General features: G+C 38.2%; 24 protein-coding genes and 1 tRNA gene. 12 read left to right on the top strand and 13 right to left on the bottom strand.

Translation table 11 applies throughout. The annotated features are described in order from the left end of the window. Positions 1–49: 49 nt before the first annotated feature. Positions 50–1,048 carry an SPFH domain-containing protein gene (locus ACX0HA_RS09930; protein ID WP_458845122.1) on the top strand — a complete coding sequence of 333 codons (999 nt, stop codon included), beginning with the start codon at positions 50–52 and terminating at the stop codon, positions 1,046–1,048. Positions 1,049–1,085: 37 nt separating this feature from the next. Here ACX0HA_RS09930 and ACX0HA_RS09925 read toward each other — a convergent pair whose 3' ends face one another. The 4 genes from ACX0HA_RS09925 to ACX0HA_RS09910 form a co-directional block, all read right to left on the bottom strand. Next, the gene (locus tag ACX0HA_RS09925) at positions 1,086–1,322 is read right to left on the bottom strand and encodes a DUF6327 family protein (RefSeq protein WP_458845121.1); all 237 of its coding nucleotides are present in this window, start codon (positions 1,320–1,322) and stop codon (positions 1,086–1,088) included. A 6-nt stretch (positions 1,323–1,328) separates the two neighbouring features. Beyond that, positions 1,329–1,682, bottom strand: a complete 354-nt coding sequence (locus ACX0HA_RS09920; protein WP_458845120.1) for a competence protein — start codon at positions 1,680–1,682, stop codon at positions 1,329–1,331. Between the two features lie 8 nt (positions 1,683–1,690). Then, positions 1,691–2,020, bottom strand: a complete 330-nt coding sequence (locus ACX0HA_RS09915) for a YtxH domain-containing protein (protein WP_458845119.1) — start codon at positions 2,018–2,020, stop codon at positions 1,691–1,693. An 830-nt stretch (positions 2,021–2,850) separates the two neighbouring features. Next, complete coding sequence (locus ACX0HA_RS09910) at positions 2,851–4,536, bottom strand: glutamine--tRNA ligase/YqeY domain fusion protein (protein ID WP_458845118.1); 1,686 nt, start codon at positions 4,534–4,536, stop codon at positions 2,851–2,853. A 179-nt stretch (positions 4,537–4,715) separates the two neighbouring features. On the opposite strand from ACX0HA_RS09910, the gene folB reads away from it, so the two are divergent. After that, positions 4,716–5,075 carry a dihydroneopterin aldolase gene (folB, locus tag ACX0HA_RS09905; RefSeq protein ID WP_458845117.1) on the top strand — a complete coding sequence of 120 codons (360 nt, stop codon included), beginning with the start codon at positions 4,716–4,718 and terminating at the stop codon, positions 5,073–5,075. A gap of 19 nt (positions 5,076–5,094) precedes the next feature. Here the strand turns inward: folB and ACX0HA_RS09900 are convergent, their stop codons facing one another. After that, positions 5,095–7,047, bottom strand: coding sequence for an LTA synthase family protein (locus tag ACX0HA_RS09900; RefSeq protein WP_458845116.1), 1,953 nt, complete (start codon positions 7,045–7,047; stop codon positions 5,095–5,097). A gap of 158 nt (positions 7,048–7,205) precedes the next feature. On the opposite strand from ACX0HA_RS09900, the gene ACX0HA_RS09895 reads away from it, so the two are divergent. After that, positions 7,206–7,276 (top strand) — tRNA-Cys (locus ACX0HA_RS09895). A gap of 52 nt (positions 7,277–7,328) precedes the next feature. Here the strand turns inward: ACX0HA_RS09895 and ACX0HA_RS09890 are convergent. From ACX0HA_RS09890 to rnr, 4 genes are all read right to left on the bottom strand, one after another. Continuing rightward, positions 7,329–8,018 (bottom strand): LysE family translocator, encoded by a 690-nt coding sequence (locus ACX0HA_RS09890; protein WP_458845115.1) that lies wholly within the window; start codon positions 8,016–8,018, stop codon positions 7,329–7,331. Between the two features lie 142 nt (positions 8,019–8,160). Continuing rightward, positions 8,161–8,802, bottom strand: a complete 642-nt coding sequence (locus ACX0HA_RS09885; RefSeq protein WP_458845114.1) for a GIN domain-containing protein — start codon at positions 8,800–8,802, stop codon at positions 8,161–8,163. A 134-nt stretch (positions 8,803–8,936) separates the two neighbouring features. After that, complete coding sequence (locus ACX0HA_RS09880; protein ID WP_458845113.1) at positions 8,937–9,608, bottom strand: head GIN domain-containing protein; 672 nt, start codon at positions 9,606–9,608, stop codon at positions 8,937–8,939. Between the two features lie 57 nt (positions 9,609–9,665). Further along, positions 9,666–11,846, bottom strand: coding sequence for a ribonuclease R (gene rnr, locus ACX0HA_RS09875; protein ID WP_458845112.1), 2,181 nt, complete (start codon positions 11,844–11,846; stop codon positions 9,666–9,668). Between the two features lie 116 nt (positions 11,847–11,962). On the opposite strand from rnr, the gene ACX0HA_RS09870 reads away from it, so the two are divergent. The 3 genes from ACX0HA_RS09870 (at position 11,963) to ACX0HA_RS09860 (ending at position 14,272) form a co-directional block, all read left to right on the top strand. After that, positions 11,963–12,202 carry a putative signal transducing protein gene (locus tag ACX0HA_RS09870; RefSeq protein ID WP_458845111.1) on the top strand — a complete coding sequence of 80 codons (240 nt, stop codon included), beginning with the start codon at positions 11,963–11,965 and terminating at the stop codon, positions 12,200–12,202. A 717-nt stretch (positions 12,203–12,919) separates the two neighbouring features. Next, the gene (locus ACX0HA_RS09865) at positions 12,920–13,351 is read left to right on the top strand and encodes an RpiB/LacA/LacB family sugar-phosphate isomerase (RefSeq protein WP_458845110.1); all 432 of its coding nucleotides are present in this window, start codon (positions 12,920–12,922) and stop codon (positions 13,349–13,351) included. Between the two features lie 15 nt (positions 13,352–13,366). Beyond that, positions 13,367–14,272 carry a cation diffusion facilitator family transporter gene (locus tag ACX0HA_RS09860; RefSeq protein ID WP_458845109.1) on the top strand — a complete coding sequence of 302 codons (906 nt, stop codon included), beginning with the start codon at positions 13,367–13,369 and terminating at the stop codon, positions 14,270–14,272. 156 nt (positions 14,273–14,428) lie between these two features. Here ACX0HA_RS09860 and ACX0HA_RS09855 read toward each other — a convergent pair whose 3' ends face one another. The 3 genes from ACX0HA_RS09855 to ACX0HA_RS09845 all read right to left on the bottom strand — a co-directional run bounded on the left by ACX0HA_RS09855 (position 14,429) and on the right by ACX0HA_RS09845 (position 16,213). Next, positions 14,429–15,052: an NAD(P)-dependent oxidoreductase gene (locus tag ACX0HA_RS09855; RefSeq protein ID WP_458845108.1), complete on the bottom strand. Its 624-nt coding sequence runs from the start codon at positions 15,050–15,052 to the stop codon at positions 14,429–14,431. A 68-nt stretch (positions 15,053–15,120) separates the two neighbouring features. Then, positions 15,121–15,891, bottom strand: coding sequence for a helix-turn-helix domain-containing protein (locus ACX0HA_RS09850; RefSeq protein ID WP_458845107.1), 771 nt, complete (start codon positions 15,889–15,891; stop codon positions 15,121–15,123). Positions 15,892–15,895: 4 nt separating this feature from the next. Then, positions 15,896–16,213 (bottom strand): hypothetical protein, encoded by a 318-nt coding sequence (locus ACX0HA_RS09845; RefSeq protein ID WP_458845106.1) that lies wholly within the window; start codon positions 16,211–16,213, stop codon positions 15,896–15,898. Between the two features lie 111 nt (positions 16,214–16,324). On the opposite strand from ACX0HA_RS09845, the gene ACX0HA_RS09840 reads away from it, so the two are divergent. Then, positions 16,325–18,448 carry a Tex family protein gene (locus tag ACX0HA_RS09840; RefSeq protein WP_458845105.1) on the top strand — a complete coding sequence of 708 codons (2,124 nt, stop codon included), beginning with the start codon at positions 16,325–16,327 and terminating at the stop codon, positions 18,446–18,448. A gap of 101 nt (positions 18,449–18,549) precedes the next feature. Continuing rightward, complete coding sequence (locus ACX0HA_RS09835; RefSeq protein ID WP_458845104.1) at positions 18,550–18,948, top strand: DUF5684 domain-containing protein; 399 nt, start codon at positions 18,550–18,552, stop codon at positions 18,946–18,948. 78 nt (positions 18,949–19,026) lie between these two features. Here ACX0HA_RS09835 and ACX0HA_RS09830 read toward each other — a convergent pair whose 3' ends face one another. Further along, positions 19,027–19,224, bottom strand: a complete 198-nt coding sequence (locus ACX0HA_RS09830; RefSeq protein WP_458845103.1) for a Sec-independent protein translocase subunit TatA/TatB — start codon at positions 19,222–19,224, stop codon at positions 19,027–19,029. Between the two features lie 193 nt (positions 19,225–19,417). Between ACX0HA_RS09830 and ACX0HA_RS09825 the strand changes: the two genes are divergently transcribed. The 4 genes from ACX0HA_RS09825 to ACX0HA_RS09810 are packed head-to-tail and all read left to right on the top strand — an operon-like array spanning position 19,418 to position 22,492. Next, positions 19,418–20,287, top strand: a complete 870-nt coding sequence (locus tag ACX0HA_RS09825; RefSeq protein ID WP_458845102.1) for a M23 family metallopeptidase — start codon at positions 19,418–19,420, stop codon at positions 20,285–20,287. Further along, positions 20,287–20,637 carry an SdpI family protein gene (locus ACX0HA_RS09820; protein ID WP_458845101.1) on the top strand — a complete coding sequence of 117 codons (351 nt, stop codon included), beginning with the start codon at positions 20,287–20,289 and terminating at the stop codon, positions 20,635–20,637. Before ACX0HA_RS09825 ends, ACX0HA_RS09820 begins: the two co-directional genes overlap by 1 nt. 10 nt (positions 20,638–20,647) lie before the next feature. Further along, positions 20,648–21,007 (top strand): SdpI family protein, encoded by a 360-nt coding sequence (locus ACX0HA_RS09815; protein WP_458845100.1) that lies wholly within the window; start codon positions 20,648–20,650, stop codon positions 21,005–21,007. Between the two features lie 3 nt (positions 21,008–21,010). After that, entirely contained in the window at positions 21,011–22,492 is a 1,482-nt protein-coding gene (locus tag ACX0HA_RS09810; protein ID WP_458845099.1) for a GH3 family domain-containing protein, read from the top strand. The last annotated feature ends 64 nt before the right edge of the window (positions 22,493–22,556 follow it).

Genomic DNA, 22,556 nt, shown 5'->3' with positions numbered 1-22,556 from the left:
TTATTTTATATAAAATCGTATCTTAACACCAATCAACAAAACCTTAATTATGGGAACTATTTTTTTAGGCGTAATCCTCTTTTTCGGATTGCTAATTCTTCTTTCATCATTCTTTACCGTTAAACAGCAGACAGCTGTAATAGTAGAACGTTTCGGGAAATTCCTGAGCATACGTCAGGCCGGGCTTCAGTGGAAAATTCCAATTATTGACAAGATTGCCGGAAGGATCAATCTTAAGATACAGCAGCTTGATGTAATCATCGAAACCAAAACCAAAGAGAACGTATTCGTGAAAATGAAAGTTTCGGTTCAGTTTGTAGTTATCCAGCAGAAAGTATACGAAGCGTTTTATAAACTTCAGTATCCTCACGACCAAATCACATCTTATGTATTTGACGTGGTTCGCGCAGAGGTTCCTAAACTGAAACTGGATGATGTTTTTGAACGCAAAGACGATATCGCAGTTGCAGTAAAAAGAGAACTTAACGAAGCAATGACGACTTATGGTTATGATATTATCAACACACTAATAACGGATATCGATCCGGATATCCAGGTTAAGAATGCGATGAACCGAATCAACGCTGCTGACAGGGAAAAATCGGCTGCTGAGTATGAAGCTGAAGCACAAAGAATTCGCATTGTCGCTAAAGCAAAAGCAGAAGCAGAAAGCAAAAGATTACAGGGCCAGGGTATCGCCGATCAGCGTCGTGAGATTGCAAGAGGACTTGTAGAAAGTGTAAATGTACTTAACGAAGTGGGCATCAATTCTCAGGAAGCATCGGCTTTAATTGTTGTTACACAGCATTATGACACCCTACAGGCGATAGGGGCAGATACTAATTCTAACCTTATACTCTTACCAAATTCACCACAGGCAGGAAGCGATATGCTGAACAATATGGTAGCGTCATTTACAGCTTCTAACCAGGTAGGTGAAGCTATAAAACAAGGGAATATGAAAAAAGGAAATGTAAGAAAGAAAAAGGAAGACGATTATCCTTCTTCTCATGAGAGCCATGAACACGAAAATCCTGAAACAGAATAAAAAAGAAAGTCCCGCCAAAATGAGCGGGACTTTTCTTTTAAAATATCTTTTTAAATAGCCAGGTCAAAGCAGCACTCTTTAGTGGCCCGGAAAATGTTCCTAAAACCCCAAGTATCTTTTTAGGGGTCTCCCCTATCATGTTCATTGGCTCAAGGCTTTCCTTTGTGTCTTCAAAGCTCCTTTTAACTTTAGCATAAGCAAGATCTTTCTCTACTTTAAGTATTTCAAGATCTCTGTTTATTTCATCATATGTGGTGTATACTTTCGTGTTCATAATTGCTTAGTATTTCTTTAAAAATATCCTTGAAAACCTTGATAACATTGGGCCTTCAACAATTTTATCCTGTACATAATATACCACAATAGCCATAACGAGATAAATAACTCCCACGATAAGAAAGCCATAGGCAAAATTATCGAGCCAGTATCCTATACCTAATGCTGCGGCAATAGAGAAGAAAATAGTAACGATCATCAACATCACGGCCAAAAGAAATAGCTTTAGCATTGTGGTAGTTGATTTCATCAAAATCTTAAACCCCCAAAGCTTATAATACCTCAGGTTAACATCGATAAGCTTTTTTACTTCCTGTTTAAGATCTTCCGCGTTCTCTTTTATTTCTTCAAATGCCATATAGTAAATTATTTAGCAGACGTAGCTTTTGCGTCTTTTTTAAGCTCTTCAAGTTTTTTTTCAAGCATAGAGATAACATCTTCTGTCTTATGCTCAACATTGGTAACTATATTGTCAAGTGTGCTTTCAAGATCCTGCTTAGCAACACCAAATTTGCTCTTTACTGTTTCAGTAAGGTCATTTAGTTTATTCGTAAGATCATCTTTTTTTGCAAGAGCACCGTCTTTAATTTTTTTTCTTGTTTTAGATCCTTCCTCCGGAGCAAATAAAATTCCTAATGCTGCTCCTACTGCTGCACCTGCAAGTACAGCTACAATTGTTCCTGTTTTACCAGCCATGACATAATTTTTTTTGAATTAATAATTATAAAGATACCGACTTTAACATTTATAGGATGTTAATGTGCCGTTAATTGAAACCTAAAGAGTGTAAAATTGAAATAAGCCGTTTTTAGAGCTTATTACTACTATAAAGGTAAGAATACCTTTCCTAAAAAAAATAATTTGTTATAAATAATCTGACGAGGTCGCTTTTTTAAATATTAATCTATTAAAAAAATTATTACAATAGATATAATAAATAATATAAAATAAAGATGAATTTATAAAATCATATAAATAATAACTATACAAATGATTTTAAAATAAAATTGATAACAATGACAAACAAAATAGATATTATAAATAATATATAAAAATAATTTAAATATAAAAAATAATAGTTTATATTTATAACTATCCTACTATAAAATAAAACATATAATTTTTTAATGAAGTATCAGTTTTATAAATAATAGATAATAAATATAATTATTCTAATTTTAATAATAAATAATTATATATACATGTTTAAGAAAAAATGATACTTAGTATAAATATAATAGATTTTATGAATAATAAATAATATCAACTATTATTAAATTTATAATCAAAAATAACTATTTATGAGATGGGAAAAACGACTAAAATCAAAATAAAGCGATTTAAGAAGTTTTTGTTCACACAAACACACATACACATTGCCTAAAAATTTAAACACATTAAAAAGAATTATATGAGGTCTATTTTTTAAGTTTTTGTCTATATAAAATATTATTTCAATCGATTTTATAAATATTAAAAAAGCTCCAGATAAATCAGGAGCTTCTATAAATAAAATTTATTTTATACTATTCTTTGTTTTCTACTTTAGCCCAGGTGTCACGAAGACCCACAGTTTTGTTGAAAACAATTTTTTCTGCGTTCGTATCCGGGTCAACACAAAAATATCCTAACCTTTGAAACTGGTAACGCTCACCTGGCTCAGCACTTTTCAGGCTTGGTTCAAGGTAACCTTTAATAACCTCCAATGATTTTGGATTAATGTATTCTTTAAAGTCAATTTCTTTGTCAGCATCTGGAGCTTCATGTGTAAATAAACGGTCATAGATCCTTACTTCAGCTTCAACCGCATGCGCTATAGAAACCCAGTGGATGGTACCCTTTATTTTACGTAAGCTTGCTTCAGTTCCGCTACCGCTCTTACTCTCAGTATCATACGTACAGTGAATTTCGGTAATATTTCCATCAGCATCTTTAACAACGCTTTCGCCTTTTATAATGTAAGCATTCTTCAAACGAACTTCTTTTCCTAAAGTAAGACGGAAATATTTGTTGTTCGCTTCCTCTAAAAAGTCATCTCTTTCAATGTAAAGTTCTCTTGAAAAAGGTACCTCCCTGAATCCTGCAGACTCATCTTCAGGATTGTTTTCAGCCTCCATCCACTCTTCTTTTCCTTCAGGATAATTGGTGATGATAAGCTTCACGGGATCAAGAACAGCCATTACCCTTGGAGCAATTTTGTTCAAATCTTCCCTTACGCAAAACTCTAATAATGAAACATCTATAAGGTTTGTACGCTTAGCAATACCAATAGTATCTGCAAAATTACGGATAGATGCAGGAGTATATCCCCTTCTTCTCATACCCGAAATGGTAGACATCCTTGGGTCGTCCCATCCTTTTACATGGTTTTCCTGTACTAACTGAAGAAGCTTTCTTTTACTTACAACAGTGTGGCTAAGGTTACGACGTGCAAACTCACGTTGTTTTGGCCTTACTCTTCCTTCTGTATAGATCTGGTCAAGGAACCAATCATATAATTCCCTGTGCATAAGGAACTCAAGTGTACAAAATGAGTGTGAGATCGTTTCGATATAGTCACTCTCTCCATGTGCCCAGTCATACATTGGGTATATTTTCCACGCATTACCTGTACGGTGATGGTGCTTGTGTAAAATCCTGTACATGATAGGATCACGCATCAGCATATTGCTTGATGTCATGTCTATCTTTGCCCTTAAAACATAAGTTCCTTCTTCGAATTCACCATTTTTCATCCTTTCAAAAAGATCAAGGTTTTCTTCGATAGAACGGTTCCTGAAAGGACTATCGGTACCCTGTTGAGACGGTGTACCTTTTTGTTTTGCCATGTCTTCACTGCTCTGGCTGTCAACATAAGCTTTTCCGTTCTTAATGAACTGAACTGCCCAATCATACAACTCCTGGAAATAGTCAGATGCATAACGCTCTTCTGCCCATTGGTAACCTAACCATTCCACATCTTTTTTGATGGCGTCTACAAATTCCTGCTCTTCTTTGGCAGGGTTTGTATCGTCAAAACGAAGGTTTACAGGCGCATTATACCTAAGTCCAAGTCCAAAATTAAGGCATATTGCACTGGCGTGGCCTACGTGCAGGTAACCATTAGGTTCAGGAGGAAAACGAAAACGTAGTTTATCCTGAGATAAACCTTTTCCTAAATCCTCTTCAATAATCTGCTCAATAAAATTAAGTGATCTTTCTTCAGTCGACATAGCTTTAAATAATAAGAATGCAAATGTAGTTATTTTTTTTATGAGAGCCTGAGTAACTGAGGTACTTAGTAACTGAGTTTTTGAAGCAAAAAACAGGTGAATTTTAGAGCAAAAAAACTTTGTACCTTTGTCAGGAACTAAGGCACTAAGCGCCTCAGAAACTAAGCAAATTCATAAAAATGGACATTATCAAACTAAAAAACATACGTACATTTTCTTATCACGGCTGTCTTGTAGAAGAAAGCAAAATAGGATCTGACTACTCAGTAGATCTTGAAATTAAAGCCGATTTAAAACAATCAATGCAAACTGATGAGCTTGCTGATACAGTAGACTATGTGCATCTCAATAAGATCGTTGCCGAAGAAATGGCAATACGTTCAAAGCTTTTGGAGCATGTTGCAAAACGTATTGTTGACAGGGTATTTAATGAAATCCCAATGGTTATGAATGTAGTGGTTGGCGTATCAAAAATTAACCCTCCAATTGGTGGCGATGTTCAGGCCGTAACTATTGAAATTGAGGAAAACAGAAAATAAAAGACATAAAAAAACCGGGTTAATTCCCGGTTTTTTTATTCTTCTTAGTAGTATACTTTCGGTCTTTATAGAGATCCGATGCTGTGATAACGTGGGCAAGTGCATCTTTTGCCAACTCTTTGTTCAGTGGCACAGGTTCCAGTACCGTATCGTTCTTTATTTTAAACTGAAGCGGCTCCTTTTTAGGCTGCATAATTACCACCTGGTCTCCTACCCTAAAGGCATTTATATCATGGAACTGCATGATAGATCTTCCTGTAGCATCACTCTTTAGTTTCTTCAGGTTACGTCCAGGCATAGGGGTTTGAACATTCATTCCTATCATGTCAAGAATAGTAGGCGCAAGGTCGATCTGGCTGCATAACTTATCATATTTAGAACCTTTTGCAACTCCCGGAGCAATGATCAGTGCCGGTATGTGGAATTTATGGATTGGCACCAAATGTTTACCATAAGTACGGGTATTATGATCGGCTACAACAATGAATAAAGTGTTTTTGAAATAGTCTTCTTTCTTAGCCATTTCAAAAAATTTACCAATAGAAAAATCGGCATATTTCATAGCATTGTTAACCGTATTCTTTTGTTTATCATACAATTGTATCCTTCCATCAGGAAACTCAAAAGGCTCATGATTAGATGTAGAGAACATCAGTGAAAAGAATGGTTTTCCTTTTTTGCTTTTAAAATACTCATTCGCTTTAGTTACAAGATCTTCATCGCTGTAACCCCATGTTCCTTTAAGCGCATATTTATTTCCGTCTTTATCAAAATCTTCCTCATCAATGATATTTTCAAATCCGTTACCATTGAAGAACGAAGCCATATTATCAAAGTTGGCCATACCTCCATAGATAAAGCTGGTATCATAACCTTTGTCTTTAAACAGGTCAGCCAGTGTAAAGAATCCTGATTGTGAGTTGCTTAATTTCACAACACTTTCTGATGGTGAAGGCAGGAATCCGGTAACAACCGCTTCAATTCCTCTAACGCTTCTTGTACCGGTACAGTACAGGTTTGTAAATAGTAGACCTTCTTTAGTAAGTGCATCAAAATTAGGTGTCAGCGGCTTCCCTCCTAAGCTTCCTACATACTCAGCACCAAGGCTTTCCTGAAGGAAGATAACAACATTCATTGGTTGTGCATTAACCGTGTCAGGAGTTTGAGAATGTAATAATGGCAATTCAGCATCGGTAAAATCAGCCGGTTCAGCTGTCATGTACTTTTTCACCCTTGAGTACGCTTCGCTGGCTTCCATCTTCCCATACATCTTGGCAGGGTTATCTTCATTTTTTAGTGAATAGGCTGCAAAAGCAACAGTGTAAAGCGAATTCAGTCCCATGCAATTAGTAAGCTGGTCAAAAGAGAAAACAGCATTACTTCCGTTTACCGGTCTTTTAGACGTTAAGCTACCCCTTGCTCCAAAAAACAATAAAAAAGCCACAGGAAGGAATAAAATCAGCTTTATTTTATATGCTGCCTCTGGTGTAGCAAACAATGATTTCCTTTTTCTTGCCAACAAGAAGATAAATGTACCCATAACCACAAATGTGATTATGATAGAACTCAGGTAGCTTTTAAACAAAGTACCCATAACTTCTTTAGGATAGATAAGGTAATCAAGGAACAACCTGTTTGGCCTTGTATCATACTGCTTGATGAAATCAGAGCTCGAAAGTTCCATTATCAGCAGCAGGCACAGGAAAAGTATGTAATAGATATTTAAAAACCTGTTGATATAATGAAGATGCTTTGAAGGTATAAAAGTTATCAAAAGGAATGGCAGGAAAGACAAATAGCATAAAAGTATCAGGTCAAAACGCAAACCTATCGGGAAAATATACCAGTAATCGGGTGTATCATCTATTCTGTCTTTGAAGATAAAAAATAGAATTATCCTGCTTAATGTTGTAATAACCAACCCTATAAGCATAAAATTGATAATGGATTTCAGGTACGTCAGTTTTTTCATAAAAATTGTGTTAAAAATTTTTTACGAAATTATTAACTAATTATGAATCAAAGCTGAATTATTTAAAAATTAAGCAATTAATAATGAAAATAAAAATTGGTGTAATTTTTCTTGCGTTAGAGTAAAATATATGTAAATTTGCCAACCATATCACTAATGGCATCTTGGCCGAGTGGCTAGGCTCAGGTCTGCAAAACCTGCTACAGCGGTTCGAATCCGCTAGATGCCTCAACAAAAAAGCTTCAGTGAAAACTGAAGCTTTTTTTATATCTTATATTTTTCTATTTATTTTTCTCTGCCTTATCTTCTATCTTTTCAATTGTTTGCTGCATCTCATCCGGAAAAGAACCCTGTACTACCAATGCAACACCAAATACAATAAGGATAATGCTTATAGCCTGCTTGATCTTCATGATGTTTTTTACTGTCAGCCTGCTTCTTAGCTGCTTTGCAAGTGATATCTTACCAAGATCGATAATAAAATAAGTTGCAATTATAGAAACAAAGAATACCAACATTCTTGAAGGTACAAGATCCAGTTTAGGACCCCATGAAATTATGATGGCAAGCCAGAAACCAAGTACCCCAATATTAATGAAATTGAGCAAAAATCCTTTAAAGAAAAGGCTCAGATAGTTCTTTTTGATGATCTCGATCTCATCTTCACCCAGTAATTCTGCTTTGGATGTTTTCTTTACTTTAAAGAAAGAAATTATACCATAGGTTAGCATTACAATACCGCCGAATATGAAAAGTGCAGGTTCATCTTTAATTTTTTCGAGCAATTTATAGCTGCTGAAGTAAGCTATCAGTATAAATAATATATCAGATGAAATAGCACCCAGGTCAAAAGCGATTGCCGCTTTAAATCCTTTTAAAACACTGGTTTCTAATAGCACAAAAAATACCGCTCCCGGCATTATGCTTAATACAAAACCTACCGGTATGGCGCTTAGAATATCCTGTAACATTAACTTAATTTAGGTCATGCAAGTTACTATTTTAAATTTTTAAATGAAAACGTTATCGCTTTACATACACTCCGGTAAACAGTAAACCCGGGCAATGCCGCAACATTACCCGGGTTTATTTACCTAAACAAGAATATAATGACTATTTCACAACTGTAATCTGTGCATCATAACCCTCTACTTTATTTATTTTTTTAGGATTACCATAAATAGTCAGTCGCCCGTCTGAAGCTACAGTAGCATCTACAATTCCTTTTGCTGTTATTGTTGCCCTGGCATCTGAAGCTAAAGCAATTCTCACATCTTCTGTAGCAAGATCTTTTACATCAAACTGCCCGTCTGATGCTACAGCAGCTACCAAAACTTGTGCATTACCGTTAATATGGACCTGAGAATCTGCTCCTGCAGCAACATTAAGATTCTTTACATTCAAATTAAGATTAACCCTGCTATCAGGCGCGGCAGCAAGATTAAAATCTTTTCCTTTTATTTCATCTTTACCTGATACATTGGTATCCGGTCCAGCCGAAATACTTTCAATAGCAGCAGTATAATAAACAGTTAGGGTACCATCGCCATTAATAGCCAGTGCGTTTCCCCCATCCTGAACCTGCAATTCATCCTCTCCATTATGTATAACTGCTTTGTTTTCTGATGATTTTACCAGTGTAACCGTTACATCGCCAGATATCGATAAGGTTTTAAATTCCTTAAGTTCTATAGTTTTTTGTGCCGCTACAAGGTTAAAAACGGCAATAGCGCTAAGTGTAAAAAGTGCTTTCATGATTTTTATTTTAATTGATTGATTAACTTCTTTTATACAAAGACATCCCTATTTTCAGATTGTTACAGTTTCATAAAAAAAGAACCCTGAATAGTATGCTATTCAGGGTTCTTTTATCTTTTATAATCGTAAGCTTATGCTTTCTTTATATTTCCACCTGCAAATGTCTTTTCGTTAACCTGCGGAGGGTTTCCGTAAATAACGATATCTCCTCCTGCCCTTGTTTTTGCTTCTACAAATTCGGTTGCATGTACATCTGCTTCCCCACCGGCATTAATGCTTACGGTAGTTTGTTTTGTTATGAACGATTTACCTTTAAAGATACCCCCTGAAGTAATAACTATCTCCTGGTTATCTGCCGTTCCGCTAATATTCAGTATACCACCCGAGTTTGCTTTTGAACTTAGTTTTTTTACATCAAGATTAAGCTTGATCTCAGCCCCTTCTTTAGCATTTAATATAAAAGCAGTAGCCTTAAAAGTATCCTGAGAAGCTACTCTCGATCCTTCGCTTGCTTCTACCTGGTCAATATTGCCTTTGTAGTATAGTGTAACACTTACATTATCGCCTTTAAGCAGTTTGGTTGTTTTCATCCTTACTTTAAGCTCGTTGTTTTTAGTGACAACTTCTACATTTTCTTTACCTTCACCTTTAATAACTATTTTATTTTCAGCAGCTTTTACCAGTAATACATCAATTTGGTCAAATGCTCTTACGGTAGTAAAGTCTCCAAGGCTTTTAGTTATATCCTGTGCAGATACAAATTGGAACAGCATGATTGCTGCTAATACAATCATTTTTTTCATAATGGTCAATTTTAATTTATCTTTTAAAGACTGCATAAACAGTCCGTTTATTACACTTTATGCCTTTTTTCCCAGAAGCTGGAAGTCAAGCTGTTTCTTAACAAGATCGGCATTTTTTACTTTTACATATACTTCGTCGCCCAGTTGCAGTATGTTGTGGGTAACCTCACCTACAAGTGCATATTGCTTTTCGTCGAAAGTATAGTAATCATCTTTGATCTCACGGATACGGCACATGCCTTCGCATTTGTTAGATACGATCTCTACATAGATACCCCACTCAGTAACGCCAGAGATCACGCCTAAGAACTCTTCATCCTTATGGTCGAGCATATACTTAACCTGCATGTATTTAATGCTGTCACGCTCTGCATTTGCCGCAAGGTTCTCCATACTTGATGAATGTACACATTGTTCTTCCAGTACTTCTTCATCGGCAGACTTGCCTCCATCCAGGTAATACTGAAGCAAACGGTGTGCCATTACATCGGGATATCGTCGGATAGGCGATGTAAAATGCGAGTAATAATCAAATGCAAGTCCATAATGGCCTATGTTATGCGTAGAATATTTCGCCTTACTCATAGTCCTTATTGCCAGCGTATCAACAAGGTTTTGTTCTTTTTTACCCTGTACATCGCTCAATAAATTATTCAGTGATTTAGATACTGTAGACTTGTCCCTGAAATTAATGTTATAACCAAATTTAGAAATAACAGTCTGCAGATTGATAAGCTTGTCTTCATCCGGTTCATCATGAATACGATATACAAATGTTTTCTCCTGTTTACCAATAAACTCAGCTACTTTCCTGTTGGCTAACAACATGAATTCTTCAATAAGATGATTAGAATCTTTTGCTTCTTTAAAGTATACGCCTGTAGGCTCTGCTGCTTCATTAAGATGGAATTTTACTTCAACCTTATCAAAAGAAATAGCACCATTAGACATTCTTTTTCTTCTCAGTATTTTAGCAAGTTCATCCATTTTCAGGGTTGCCTCCTGAATAGGTGAACTAACAGTATACTCCTCCCCTGTCAGTGATATTTCAGCAGGAATAGTATTTCCTTTAGTTTCAATGATATGCTGCGCTTCCTCATAAGCAAAACGCTGATCGGAATAAATAACAGTACGTCCAAACCATTGGTTAACAACTTCTGCTTTATTGTTCAGTTCAAATATGGCAGAGAATGTATATTTCTCTTCATGAGGGCGTAAAGAACACGCAAAGTTTGATAATACTTCAGGAAGCATAGGTACTACCCTGTCTACCAGGTATACTGATGTTGCACGGTTATATGCTTCTTCATCGAGTATGGTACCCGGTTCAAGGTAATAGGAAACGTCAGCAATGTGAACCCCTATCTCATAATTACCATTATCCAGTTTTTGGAATGACAAGGCATCATCAAAATCTTTTGCATCACGGGGGTCAATGGTAAATGTAAGTACATCACGCATATCCCTTCGTTTTGCAATTTCCTCAGGATGAATCGCTGTATCAATTTTTTGTGCAAATACCTCTACATCAACTGGGAAATCATAAGGTAATCCATATTCTGCAAGTATGGCATGAATCTCGGTATTATGTTCTCCGGGTCTTCCTAATACACGTGTTACTTCTCCAAAAGGACTATCTGCTTTAGCCGGCCAGTCATCCAGTTTTACAAGTACAACATCGCCATTCTGGGCATTACCTTCTTTACCTTTAGGGATAAAGATATCGGTATACATCTTAGGGTTGGCAGTAGATACAAAAGAGAAATTCTTCTGGATATCAATAACACCTACAAATTCTGTTTTAGCTCTTTCAAGTATTTCAACTACTTCACCTTCAGGTTTTCTTCCTCTTCTTCGGTTGTATATATATACTTTAACCTTGTCTTTATCAAGGGCTTTATTAAGATTATTGGTAGGAATAAAAACATCTTCTTCCAATTCAGGCGAAACAAAATAAGCTGTTTTCCTGCTGGTCATATCAATGGTTCCTTCTATATAATCTGCTTTGGCAATTACCGTGTACTTGCCTCTTTCAGTCTCTTCGATCTTTTCCTGGGAAGCAAGGATCTTAAGTTCCTTGATTATCTCATTACGGCTTTTGGTATCATTTAATTCCAGTATTGCCGATATCTGTTTATAGTTGAATGATTTATTAGGGTCTTTGGCGAGAATCTTGTAGATTTTACTCGAAAAATCTTTCTCTTTTTTAGGTGACGGGCGTCCGTTCTTCTTGTTCATATATCTTAAAATAATGCTGAAAATTACAAATTACTTATAGATATATCAGCGTTTTAATGAAATAATAACTTTTAAAACTTTAAATTTATAGACATATACGACCGAAACTATCTTATATGAAAGACTTTATAACTGCTGCAGTATTCAACTACCCTCACGAAATAACCATCTTAAAGCACCTGCTCCAGGATGAGGACATCCAATACTACTTCGAAAACGAAACCATTGCCGACCTCATGCCAATGTACTCTTACGCCAACGGTGGCATTAAACTCAAGGTACATCCTGACGATCTCGATACCGTAAAAGAAATAATAACAAGACTTGACACAGGAAATAATTTAAAAATCGTCTGAAGTTGAAAAAGGTTTTCAACACTTATTAAATAAAACAAAAAAAGAAGATTTTAAAAATTTAAATTTTTGATGGTTATGATTGCGTGTTGATATGTGCAATAACTTTTTTCCTGACGGTGAACTTTTCGACTTATACAATTTTATACAAAGCTATCAACAGTGTTAAGTAAATGTAAATTTTTAAAAATCAGTATAGATACAAAATTTCTGTACAGGTTATTAACAATCGTTGATTAGCTTTTTTACCCTGAATTTTTTAATAAGTTTCATTGTTAATATCTGTTAATAACCCGTGTTAATGTTTTGATAACATTCGGTAAAAAAGTAAAAAATAAATTTGGTTTTAATGTTTGGGTTTTGCATTAGTAAAATTTCGCTACCCTTCTAAAAAATTTTGTCTTTTTTGATTTATAGTTATCAACAGAAACTGTTAAAATTCAACACCCTTTAAACACAGCACTTTACAAATATTATCAACATTCTTGTATTTTAACATATTTAGTTATATATTATCTGTGCCGATTTTACCTAAATAATTGATTTTTAAGGGATAGAATTATTTAGGGCTCAATTTTTTTTCCGCGGTGCTTACGCACGAATTTTATTCACCCACGCCGGGCAAAATTACCGCTTCAATCTTATATAAATGTTATTTTCAGCAAATCTGCATTGCAGACCGCAATTATTTATAATTTTGCAGTCTAAACTATTATGTACATGAAAATATCTATCGGCAACGACCATGCAGGGCCTGATTATAAACTAGCTATTGTAAAACACCTTGAAAGTAAAGGTATAGAAGTGATAAACCACGGTACAGACACTTTTGACAGTGTTGACTACCCTGACTTTGTTCACCCGGTAGCCAATGACGTTGAGAACGGTGTGGTAGATTTTGGAATAATCATCTGCGGAAGCGGAAACGGTGTAGCCATGTCGGTTAACAAACACCAAAAGGTAAGAGGAGCGCTTTGCTGGATCAAAGAGATCGCAGTATTGGCACGCCAGCACAACGATGCTAACATCATAAGCCTGCCTGCGCGTTACACATCAATACAGCAGTGTATAGAAATGGTTGATGCTTTCCTTAACACTTCTTTCGAAGGAGGGCGCCACCAGAACAGAGTTGATAAAATAGCTTGTAAATAGTATCACCTAAGAAATATGAGCGGCCATTCCCATTCACATAAACACGTTGTAGAGGGGAAGAACCTGCTCTTCTCTATATTTCTTAACATTATCATAACATCAGCACAGGTTGTCGGCGGGATTATTTCCGGCAGCCTCGCGCTTTTGTCTGACGCATTGCATAACTTCAGCGATGTAATTTCTTTGGTCATCAGCTATGTTGCACACAAACTTTCGCACAGGCAGGCCACACTCAAACAAACTTTCGGACTCAAAAGAGCAGAACTCATTGCAGCTTTTGTCAATGCGCTTACGCTTATCGTGGTCGCTATCATATTGATATATGAAGCCGCATTGCGATTCTTCAATCCTGTAACCATTGCACCCTCGCTGGTAATATGGATGTCTGCATTGGGTATAGTTGCCAACGGACTTAGTGTTGCCTTACTTAAAAAAGACGCCGACCATAACCTGAATATGAAATCGGCATACCTGCACCTGCTTACCGATATGCTGGCTTCCATAGCCGTATTGATAGGAGGGATACTGATGAAGTATTTCCACATCTATTGGGTAGATAACGTGATGACGCTGGCCATTGCAGTATATCTTATTATTGTAGGTTTCGATCTTTTGAAGAAAGCCACCTATATGCTGATGCTTTTCACACCCGAAGAAATAGATATTGAAGAAATCATTGATGAGGTCCACAAAATTTCGGGCTGCGCCCATTTGCACCATATCCACGTCTGGCACCTGAACGAGGAAGAACTCCACCTCGAAGCTCACTTGGACTGCAGCGAAGATATTACGCTATCGCAATTCAACATACTGCTGCACAAAATAGAGGATGTGCTGTTCCATAAATTTGGCATCAACCACGTAAACATCCAACCGGAATTCAAAAAAGAAGATCCGAAGGATTTTATTGTACAGGACTAAGATAAGAGCAGTAGTCAGTATTCAGTAGCAGTTTGCAGTGCCACCCTGTCATTGCGAACGTAGCGCAGCGGAGTGTGGCAATCTATTTGTTATTTCGAATGACGTCGAGAAATCTCATATCAGAAAAATAAAAAAAATCCGGCCTAAGCCGGATATCTAGTTAGAAATACTCACCGCGCGTTTCATATAGCTGTTAGTTTCTACCTGTTTCAGCATAAAATGAGCCACATCGTTGCGGGCAATTTTAAGTGACAATCCTTTGACCTTGCTATCAAAACCTACTTTATAGGCTTCTGTTTTCTCGCCATCGGTAAAGGCACTGGGGCGAACTATGGTATAATCCAGCCTGCTGCCAAAAACATGGCGTTCCTGCATTTCGTGGTCTTTAAAAGCTTTCCTCAGAAATACACCAAAAATGATTTTCCACACCAGGTTGAGATTGCCACGACTGTCACCCAATCCCAATGTCGTTTCGCAAATCAGGCGTTTTACACCATTGTTCTTCATGGCGGAGATGATATTCTTCGTTCCTTCAGAACGCACGGTTCCTTTGTTTCCGTCGCCGATAACACACAGCACAGCATCCTGTCCGGAAATAGCATTATTGACATCTTTAGGGTTAAGGATATCGCCCTGGATAATGGATAATTTCTCATGGCTGATCGCTGAAAGTTTTTGTGGGTTACGCGTAAAAGCGGTTACAGTATAACCCTGTTTTAGAGCCTGTTGCACTAATGGAGTTCCTACACTCCCTGTAGCACCAAAAATGATTAGTTTCATGATGATTGATTTTTTTTGGTAAAACTACTGTGGGTATGCTTCAGGAAATAGAAAAAAAACGACAGTCGCTATTTAGCAAAAGCCTTGGGTGTTTTTCCGGTAAAAGCTTTGAATACTTTTATGAAATGCGACTGGTCTGAAAAACCATTTTCATATACGATATCGGTTAGCTTATCATAATCATTTTCAGTCAACTGCTCCAACGAAGACTGGAACTGTATTATTTTAGCAAACTGCTTGGGAAGCAGCCCGGTTTCAGCGGCAAAACGACGCTCAAAGGTGCGTTTATTAACTCCAATACTATCACATACTTCGGTCATGGAAACCTGTCCGCGATTCTCAATAATGATTAACAGAGCTTCTTTAATCCTGGCATCCAATGACTCCTGCTTTTGTACAAAAACCGAAATGAGGTAATGGGTGATAGTATCAATCTGTTTGTTGATATCACCAGTGGTTTCCAGCTGCACAACAGCATTGGTAACGGCAACATCATTCAGTTCTAGGAGATTGTAACAATTATCGTTAATGCTTTTAGGGTCGATATTAAAAAGGCGACGAAGTATAAAAGGATAGAACTGAAATACGATCATACGGTAAGGTGCATCAAACAACAGCTCGACAGGCTCCAGTGTCTGTCCGTAGATAAAGAAGAAAGGCATATCCTTATTTTGAGGGATAACTTTTAATCCGTTTTCCGACTCAAAGTAGATCAGCCCGGGATAGCCATCGGCAAAAAAGGGCAGCACCGTCTTTTGATTTGCTGTTCCTTCAAAAACCATTACACTCCTTACAAAGAGGGCGATGTCATCATGAGGCTGTAGTTCCTTAAAGTTCATTATATTAGTATGATTCAGTTAATTGATTTTCAAGAATATCGAACACATTCATATCTTCAATCGTGCTGATATCCCATGGTTTTTCGGTTGAGATAGTAACAATTATTCTGTTGTTACTATCTGTATATTCCTTTATAATTTCACAGTTAACGATTCCTTCTACGGGATAAATACTATTCGTATCCAAATTCTCGGTTGTAACAACAGGCACTTTTTCATGAATGATATGCTTTTTATTCCAGGCATCAATAAAAGTACATTCTACAAAACCTGGTTGGTGGGCATCTATAAATTTTGTAATTTTTATTTTAAGGGCTTTCATTCGAAAATTAAATTTAAGCTAAACCTACAAAAAATACGTTGACAAATTTTTCTGCGGGAGGCAAACCTCAAAAAATATTTCTTCATATTTGTATCCCTATTACAATTCCAAATGACAAACCTAGAATACATTGCCGGACAGGTAACTGCCCCAAAAAAAGGCATTGAAGCCACGCTGAAACTTTTAGACGAAGACTGTACCATTCCGTTTATCTCCCGCTACCGTAAAGATGCTACCGGCAATCTTGATGAGGTGGTAATCGAGCAGATCGCGAAGCTGAGCCAGAACTTTACGGCTATTGTAAAGCGTAAGGAAGCCATCCTAAAAAGCATCACCGAACAAAACGCCCTTACGGGCGAACTATCGGCTAAGATAAACGGCAGTTTTGACCTTACCGAACTGGAAGACCTATACCTGCCTTACAAAAAGAAAAAGAAAACCCGTGCCGACGTTGCCCGTGAAAACGGACTCGAGCCATTGGCCAAGATTATCATGTCGCAAAATGCAGACGATATCGACTTTATCGCTTCAAAATACCTGAATGATAAGGTAGCCAATGAAGACGACGCGCTTCAGGGCGCACGTGATATCATTGCCGAGTGGATCAACGAGAATGTATACATCCGTAAATCGCTCCGCCGAATTTTCGGCCGCAAAGCGGCTATAACAACCAAGATCACCAAAGCGGGCAAGGAAGACGAAAAGGCGAAGAAATTCGAACAGTATTTCGACTGGTCCGAAAACCTGACCAAGGCACCATCACACCGACTTCTTGCCATGCTGCGTGCCGAGAATGAAGGTTTCATAAAATTTAAAGTAGAGATAGAGAACGACGAAGCCCTTGATTTAATGGAGCAGTCGGTTATAAAAAATAACCGCGAAACCGCGGGCCAACTACAACTGGCCATACAGGACAGTTATAAGCGCCTGTTGGCTCCGGCAATCAGCAATGAGGTATTACAGGAAGCTAAAGCCAAAGCAGATGCTACAGCGATTCAGGTATTCGCCGGGAACCTAGGGCAGCTGCTGTTAGCGCCGCCATTAGGAGAGAAGCGCATCCTGGCTATTGACCCTGGTTTTAGAAGCGGTTGTAAAATAGTATGCCTTGACGAAAAAGGCGACCTGCTGTACAACGAAACGATTTTCCCGCACGCACCGCAAAACGAATCGGCTATCGCCATGAAGAAGGTACGTTCGATGGTCAATGCCTATAAGATAGATGCTATCTCGATAGGTAACGGTACCGCATCACGTGAAACGGAACATTTCATTAAAAAAATTGCGTTCGATAAGCCACTACAGGTATTTGTGGTAAGCGAGGCGGGTGCATCGGTATATTCGGCATCCAAGATCGCAAGGGATGAATTCCCAAGCTATGATGTAACGGTTAGGGGAGCTGTATCTATCGGCCGCAGGCTGAGTGACCCGTTAGCCGAATTGGTTAAGATCGAACCTAAGGCCATAGGCGTAGGGCAATATCAGCACGATGTTGACCAAAGCGCCCTTAAAGACGAACTGGACACCGTGGTAATGCGCTGCGTGAACTCGGTAGGGGTAAACATCAACACGGCTAGTAAATCGCTTCTGGGCTATGTTTCGGGCATTGGCGAGAAGCTGGCAGAGAACATTGTGGCCTACCGTAGCGAAAACGGTCCGTTTGAAGACCGTAAGCAGCTGAAGAAAGTACCAAGGCTGGGGGAGAAGGCTTATCAGCAGGCGGCGGCATTCGTAAGGATTCCAAATGCAAAGAATCCGCTGGATAATTCTGCTGTACACCCTGAGGCTTATGCTATCGTCGAGAAAATGGCAAAGGATATGAAGCTGAAGACTGCCGACATGGTTTCTAACAAAGAGGCTATTAAAAAGATAAACATTGATACTTATGTTACCCCAGAGATTGGGAAGCTTACGCTTCAGGATATCCTGAAAGAACTCGAAAAACCGGGTCTTGATCCGCGTAAAGCCGCGAAGGTATTTGAGTTCGACCCGAACATCAGAAGTATAACCGATCTGCGCACAGGCATGATATTGCCGGGCATTGTGAATAATATTACCAACTTTGGCTGTTTTGTAGATGTAGGCGTTAAAGAAAGCGGACTGGTGCATATCTCGCAGCTTAAGGAAGGTTTTGTGAGCGATGTAAACGAGGTGGTAAAACTGCATCAGCACGTAACCGTAAAAGTTACAGAGGTAGATGAAGCAAGGAAAAGGATTGCATTGACGATGGTGTTGTAAGTAAGGAGTTGATATTTAATAGTATAAAAACATGTAAGATTATACATTGTAATAAAAAATAAATATCTTAGCAGCTTAACCAAACAACAAAAAATATTAAAATGGGAAAATTTGGAATTTTTGAGATGCTGGGCCTGTTAATGGTGCCTATCCTTATTGTAAGTATTATTGTACTTGTAAGCTACTGGAAACTGTTTGAGAAAGCAGGCAAACCGGGGTGGGCAGTATTGATCCCTATTTACAGCACACTGGTATTGCTTGAGATCATCAGGAAACCATGGTACTGGCTACTGCTGATGATTATACCGGGACTGGGTATTATATGGGGTATATGGGCGCTGAACCTTTTTGTGAAAAGCTTTGGAAAAAGTGAAGGCTTTACCATTGGATGCCTTTTCCTGCCGTATGTGTTTTTCCCTATCCTTGCATTCAGCAAAGACACAAACTACATACATAACATTCCTAATGAGATGAATGCTATTGGCGTAAGCGAAGCATAACATTGTCATAATGAATACTATATAAAACAAAACCCCGATAAGATACTTATCGGGGTTTTTATATACGATCTATAATAATTATAGTTTGTTTTCGTCTTGCGAAGCTGGTTTTTTTGGCGCAGAAGTCTGGTGGTCTTCACCATCTTTAGCAGCGTTTTTGAATTCCTTGATACCTGAGCCAAGCCCTTTCATCAATTCCGGAATTTTTTTACCTCCAAAAAGAAGCAGAACAACAGCAATGATCAAAATTATTTCAAAAGTTCCTAATTTTCCCATGACAACACGTAATTAAATTTCGACAAAGTTAACTATAAATTGATTTACAACAAGTATTTACGGTAAATATTTGGAAATGGTTTGCGTTAAATAAAATAAATCGACAATCAGCCGTTTTGATACCATAATGTTTACCGAGATAGAATAATAAAAGTAGGGCAGTATTAGTATATTTGTCAATTAAAGACGTACCATGAACGCAAAGAGGCTTAAAAGGCAGATAATCAAAAAAAAGCTGTTCAACAAGAACCGCCTGGTGATACTGAATGAAGATACTTTTGAGGAATTATTTTCTTTTAAGCTAAACCTCATGAATGTTTTTGTGGCCATAACAACTATCAGTATTGTTATGATCGCACTTACTACCTATATCATTGCCTTTACCCCGTTAAGGGAGTATATTCCGGGTTATGCCTCTACAAAACTAAAGCGCGAAGCTACTGCAAATGCCATAAAGAGCGATTCCCTGCAGAAAGTGATGAATGAGAATGCCTTTTATCTGGCTTCGATAAAAAAAGTGCTTACCGGAGATCTTGAGCATACTAAGCTAAGCCGCGACTCAATACAGCCGGCAGAGCAAAAAGACCTTAGCAATGTAGATCCGGGGCCATCGGCTGCCGAAAAAAAATTGCGTGATGAGGTTGCCCTCGAAGATAAGTACAACCTCTTTGAACAGGCAAAACCAAAGGTAAGCCTGGTGCTTTTCCCTCCTGTTAAAGGACATATTACTGACCCCTATAGTTCTAAAGACAAACATTTTGCAGTAGATATTGCGGTGGCCAAAGACACGCCTATTAAAGCTGTTGCAGCCGGAACCGTTATACTCGCCGACTGGACACCAACTAATGGTAATGTGGTGATCATTCGCCATAATGACGGAATCATCTCTGTTTATAAGCATGCAGCATCACTGACCAAAGACCAGGGAGATATTGTTAAGTCTGGTGAGGTCGTTGCGATGGCAGGATCTACAGGCACGCAGTCTACAGGTGTGCACCTGCACTTTGAGCTTTGGAAAGACGGATACCCAATTAACCCAACCCAATTTATAGATTTTGAATAATGGATAATTTTATAGCTAACGTATTTCAGATTTCTTTACTATGCGGCATTTGCTTTTTGGCAGGCGCTGCAATAATGTACATTTTTCCGCCAAAGAAAATAAACTGGCTTTATGGATACCGAACCGTAGCTTCGATGAAATCGCAGGACCGATGGGAGTTTGCACAGCGCTATTCGACCCTACAGATGTTTAAGGCATCGGTGTTTATGATCGTAATTTCGTTTACAGGATTTCTTTTTCCAGAGGCTGTAGTGGCCCGCCTTATAGGATCGCTCATTATTACGATTGTAGGAGTATGCTATATGTTCATAACGACGGAAAGAGAATTGAAAAAAAGGTTTACCGAATAAATTTAGATATATGAAAGAATTCCTTTCTCAAATATTTCCAGTCGCATTTCTTTGCGGGATTATTTTCTTTATAGTTTCCGTCATTATGTATTTTTATCCGCCTAAAAAACTGAATGCATGGATAGGCTACCGCACGGCAGCATCTTTAAAGTCTCAGGAGCGTTGGGATTTTGCCCAAAAATTCTCTGCATTGGTACGAATTAAGACTTCTTTGATCCTGATTGCGGTATCGCTTACAGGATATTTTTTTCCCGAAGGCGATTATATTCGCAATTTTGGTTCGCTAGTTTTAATAATTATATGGGTTCGCTACATGACGATAGTTACTGACAGGGAATTGAACAGTCGGTTCAGCACAACAAAATCGTAAGGCATGTCAATTAAATCATTCGCAGCAAAAATATTCGCCGGTATAATCCATAACAGCAATCAAAAGTGGATCAACAATCCTGTGGAGGCACAGCAAAAAGTATTTGCATCGCTTTTGGCAGCAGCCAAAGAAACGCAGTTTGGCAATGACCATAATTTTGGACAAATAAATTCACATGCAGATTTTATTGCAAACGTACCTGTAAGGGATTATGAAGGCCTAAAAAGCTATGTGGACAGAGTTGTGCATGGCGAAGAAAACATTTTATGGCCGGGCAAGCCATTGTATTTTGCGAAGACATCAGGCACCACATCAGGAGCCAAGTATATACCGCTAACAAAGGAATCGATGCCGTTCCATATTCAGGCAGCGCGAAATGCCATACTGGCTTATATCCACGAAACCGGTAAGGCAGCTTTTGTTGACGGTAAAATGATATTTCTTCAGGGAAGCCCTGAGCTTGACGAAAAGTACGGTATAAAATTTGGCCGCCTGAGCGGCATAGTTGCCCATTTTGTTCCGGCCTATCTGCAAAAGAACCGTATGCCCAGCTGGGAAACCAATACCATTGACGACTGGGAAACCAAGGTGGACGCTATTGTTGGTGAAACCTATAATGAGGATATGGCTGTAATATCAGGCATACCGTCGTGGGTACAGATGTATTTTGAGAAACTGCAGCAAAAAGAAGGAAAGAAGGTTGGCGATATATTTAAAAACTTTAACCTCTTTATATATGGAGGTGTGAATTATGAACCCTACAGAGCCAAATTTGAGAACCTTATAGGGCGAAAGGTAGACAGTATCGAACTGTTTCCGGCTTCGGAAGGATTTTTTGCCTACCAGGATTCCCAAACCGAAAAAGGTATGCTGTTGCTGCTCAATTCAGGTATCTTCTATGAATTTATTAAAGCAGACGAATTCTTTACAGAAAACCCGCACCGTTATACCATAGGCGAAGTAGAGCTGAACATAAATTATGTGCTGATCATTTCTACCAATGCCGGGCTATGGGCTTATAACATTGGTGATACCATAGCGTTTACATCGTTAAGCCCTTACAGGGTTATCGTTACCGGAAGGATAAAACATTACATATCTGCATTTGGGGAACACGTGATAGGTAAAGAGGTGGAGAGTGCTCTTAGGGAAGCCATGGAAGGAACGGATGTTAGTGTTAACGAATTTACGGTTGCCCCGGAGATCAATCCCGAAAGCGGCCTGCCGTATCACGAGTGGCTGATTGAATTTGAGAATGAACCACAGGAAATGGAGGCTTTTGCCCTGAGAATAGATGCTGCCATGCGAAAGCAAAATGTATATTATGATGATCTTATTGTGGGCAGCGTGCTGCGCACTGTAGTTATTACGAGGGTGGCCAAAAACGGTTTCCAGGACTATATGAAGTCCATTGGTAAGCTGGGAGGGCAGAACAAGCTGCCGCGACTGGCAAATGACCGAAAAATTGCCGATTTTTTTAATTGATAAAAAGCAGCCATTACGGTTTATTTTCATCAGTATCAGGATACGATTAGATAGAATAGTGTAC

It is taken from the genome of Flavobacterium hauense, assembly GCF_054457175.1.
The sequence above is the reverse complement of the archived record's forward strand: the minus strand, read 5'-3'. Positions and strand labels throughout refer to the sequence as shown.

What these genes read in the sequence shown, in the direction of transcription:
- ACX0HA_RS09815 (WP_458845100.1), top strand. Translation starts at nt 20,648, where the DNA reads ATGAAAGAATTCCTTTCTCAAATATTTCCAGTCGCATTTCTTTGCGGG.
- ACX0HA_RS09920 (WP_458845120.1), bottom strand. Translation starts at nt 1,682, where the DNA reads ATGGCATTTGAAGAAATAAAAGAGAACGCGGAAGATCTTAAACAGGAA.
- ACX0HA_RS09855 (WP_458845108.1), bottom strand. Translation starts at nt 15,052, where the DNA reads ATGAAACTAATCATTTTTGGTGCTACAGGGAGTGTAGGAACTCCATTA.
- ACX0HA_RS09840 (WP_458845105.1), top strand. Translation starts at nt 16,325, where the DNA reads ATGACAAACCTAGAATACATTGCCGGACAGGTAACTGCCCCAAAAAAA.
- ACX0HA_RS09835 (WP_458845104.1), top strand. Translation starts at nt 18,550, where the DNA reads ATGGGAAAATTTGGAATTTTTGAGATGCTGGGCCTGTTAATGGTGCCT.
- ACX0HA_RS09830 (WP_458845103.1), bottom strand. Translation starts at nt 19,224, where the DNA reads ATGGGAAAATTAGGAACTTTTGAAATAATTTTGATCATTGCTGTTGTT.
- ACX0HA_RS09860 (WP_458845109.1), top strand. Translation starts at nt 13,367, where the DNA reads ATGAGCGGCCATTCCCATTCACATAAACACGTTGTAGAGGGGAAGAAC.
- ACX0HA_RS09845 (WP_458845106.1), bottom strand. Translation starts at nt 16,213, where the DNA reads ATGAAAGCCCTTAAAATAAAAATTACAAAATTTATAGATGCCCACCAA.
- rnr (WP_458845112.1), bottom strand. Translation starts at nt 11,846, where the DNA reads ATGAACAAGAAGAACGGACGCCCGTCACCTAAAAAAGAGAAAGATTTT.
- ACX0HA_RS09810 (WP_458845099.1), top strand. Translation starts at nt 21,011, where the DNA reads ATGTCAATTAAATCATTCGCAGCAAAAATATTCGCCGGTATAATCCAT.
- ACX0HA_RS09880 (WP_458845113.1), bottom strand. Translation starts at nt 9,608, where the DNA reads ATGAAAAAAATGATTGTATTAGCAGCAATCATGCTGTTCCAATTTGTA.
- ACX0HA_RS09910 (WP_458845118.1), bottom strand. Translation starts at nt 4,536, where the DNA reads ATGTCGACTGAAGAAAGATCACTTAATTTTATTGAGCAGATTATTGAA.
- ACX0HA_RS09900 (WP_458845116.1), bottom strand. Translation starts at nt 7,047, where the DNA reads ATGAAAAAACTGACGTACCTGAAATCCATTATCAATTTTATGCTTATA.
- ACX0HA_RS09890 (WP_458845115.1), bottom strand. Translation starts at nt 8,018, where the DNA reads ATGTTACAGGATATTCTAAGCGCCATACCGGTAGGTTTTGTATTAAGC.
- ACX0HA_RS09850 (WP_458845107.1), bottom strand. Translation starts at nt 15,891, where the DNA reads ATGAACTTTAAGGAACTACAGCCTCATGATGACATCGCCCTCTTTGTA.
- ACX0HA_RS09865 (WP_458845110.1), top strand. Translation starts at nt 12,920, where the DNA reads ATGAAAATATCTATCGGCAACGACCATGCAGGGCCTGATTATAAACTA.
- ACX0HA_RS09820 (WP_458845101.1), top strand. Translation starts at nt 20,287, where the DNA reads ATGGATAATTTTATAGCTAACGTATTTCAGATTTCTTTACTATGCGGC.
- ACX0HA_RS09915 (WP_458845119.1), bottom strand. Translation starts at nt 2,020, where the DNA reads ATGGCTGGTAAAACAGGAACAATTGTAGCTGTACTTGCAGGTGCAGCA.
- ACX0HA_RS09925 (WP_458845121.1), bottom strand. Translation starts at nt 1,322, where the DNA reads ATGAACACGAAAGTATACACCACATATGATGAAATAAACAGAGATCTT.
- ACX0HA_RS09930 (WP_458845122.1), top strand. Translation starts at nt 50, where the DNA reads ATGGGAACTATTTTTTTAGGCGTAATCCTCTTTTTCGGATTGCTAATT.
- ACX0HA_RS09885 (WP_458845114.1), bottom strand. Translation starts at nt 8,802, where the DNA reads ATGAAAGCACTTTTTACACTTAGCGCTATTGCCGTTTTTAACCTTGTA.
- folB (WP_458845117.1), top strand. Translation starts at nt 4,716, where the DNA reads ATGGACATTATCAAACTAAAAAACATACGTACATTTTCTTATCACGGC.
- ACX0HA_RS09825 (WP_458845102.1), top strand. Translation starts at nt 19,418, where the DNA reads ATGAACGCAAAGAGGCTTAAAAGGCAGATAATCAAAAAAAAGCTGTTC.
- ACX0HA_RS09870 (WP_458845111.1), top strand. Translation starts at nt 11,963, where the DNA reads ATGAAAGACTTTATAACTGCTGCAGTATTCAACTACCCTCACGAAATA.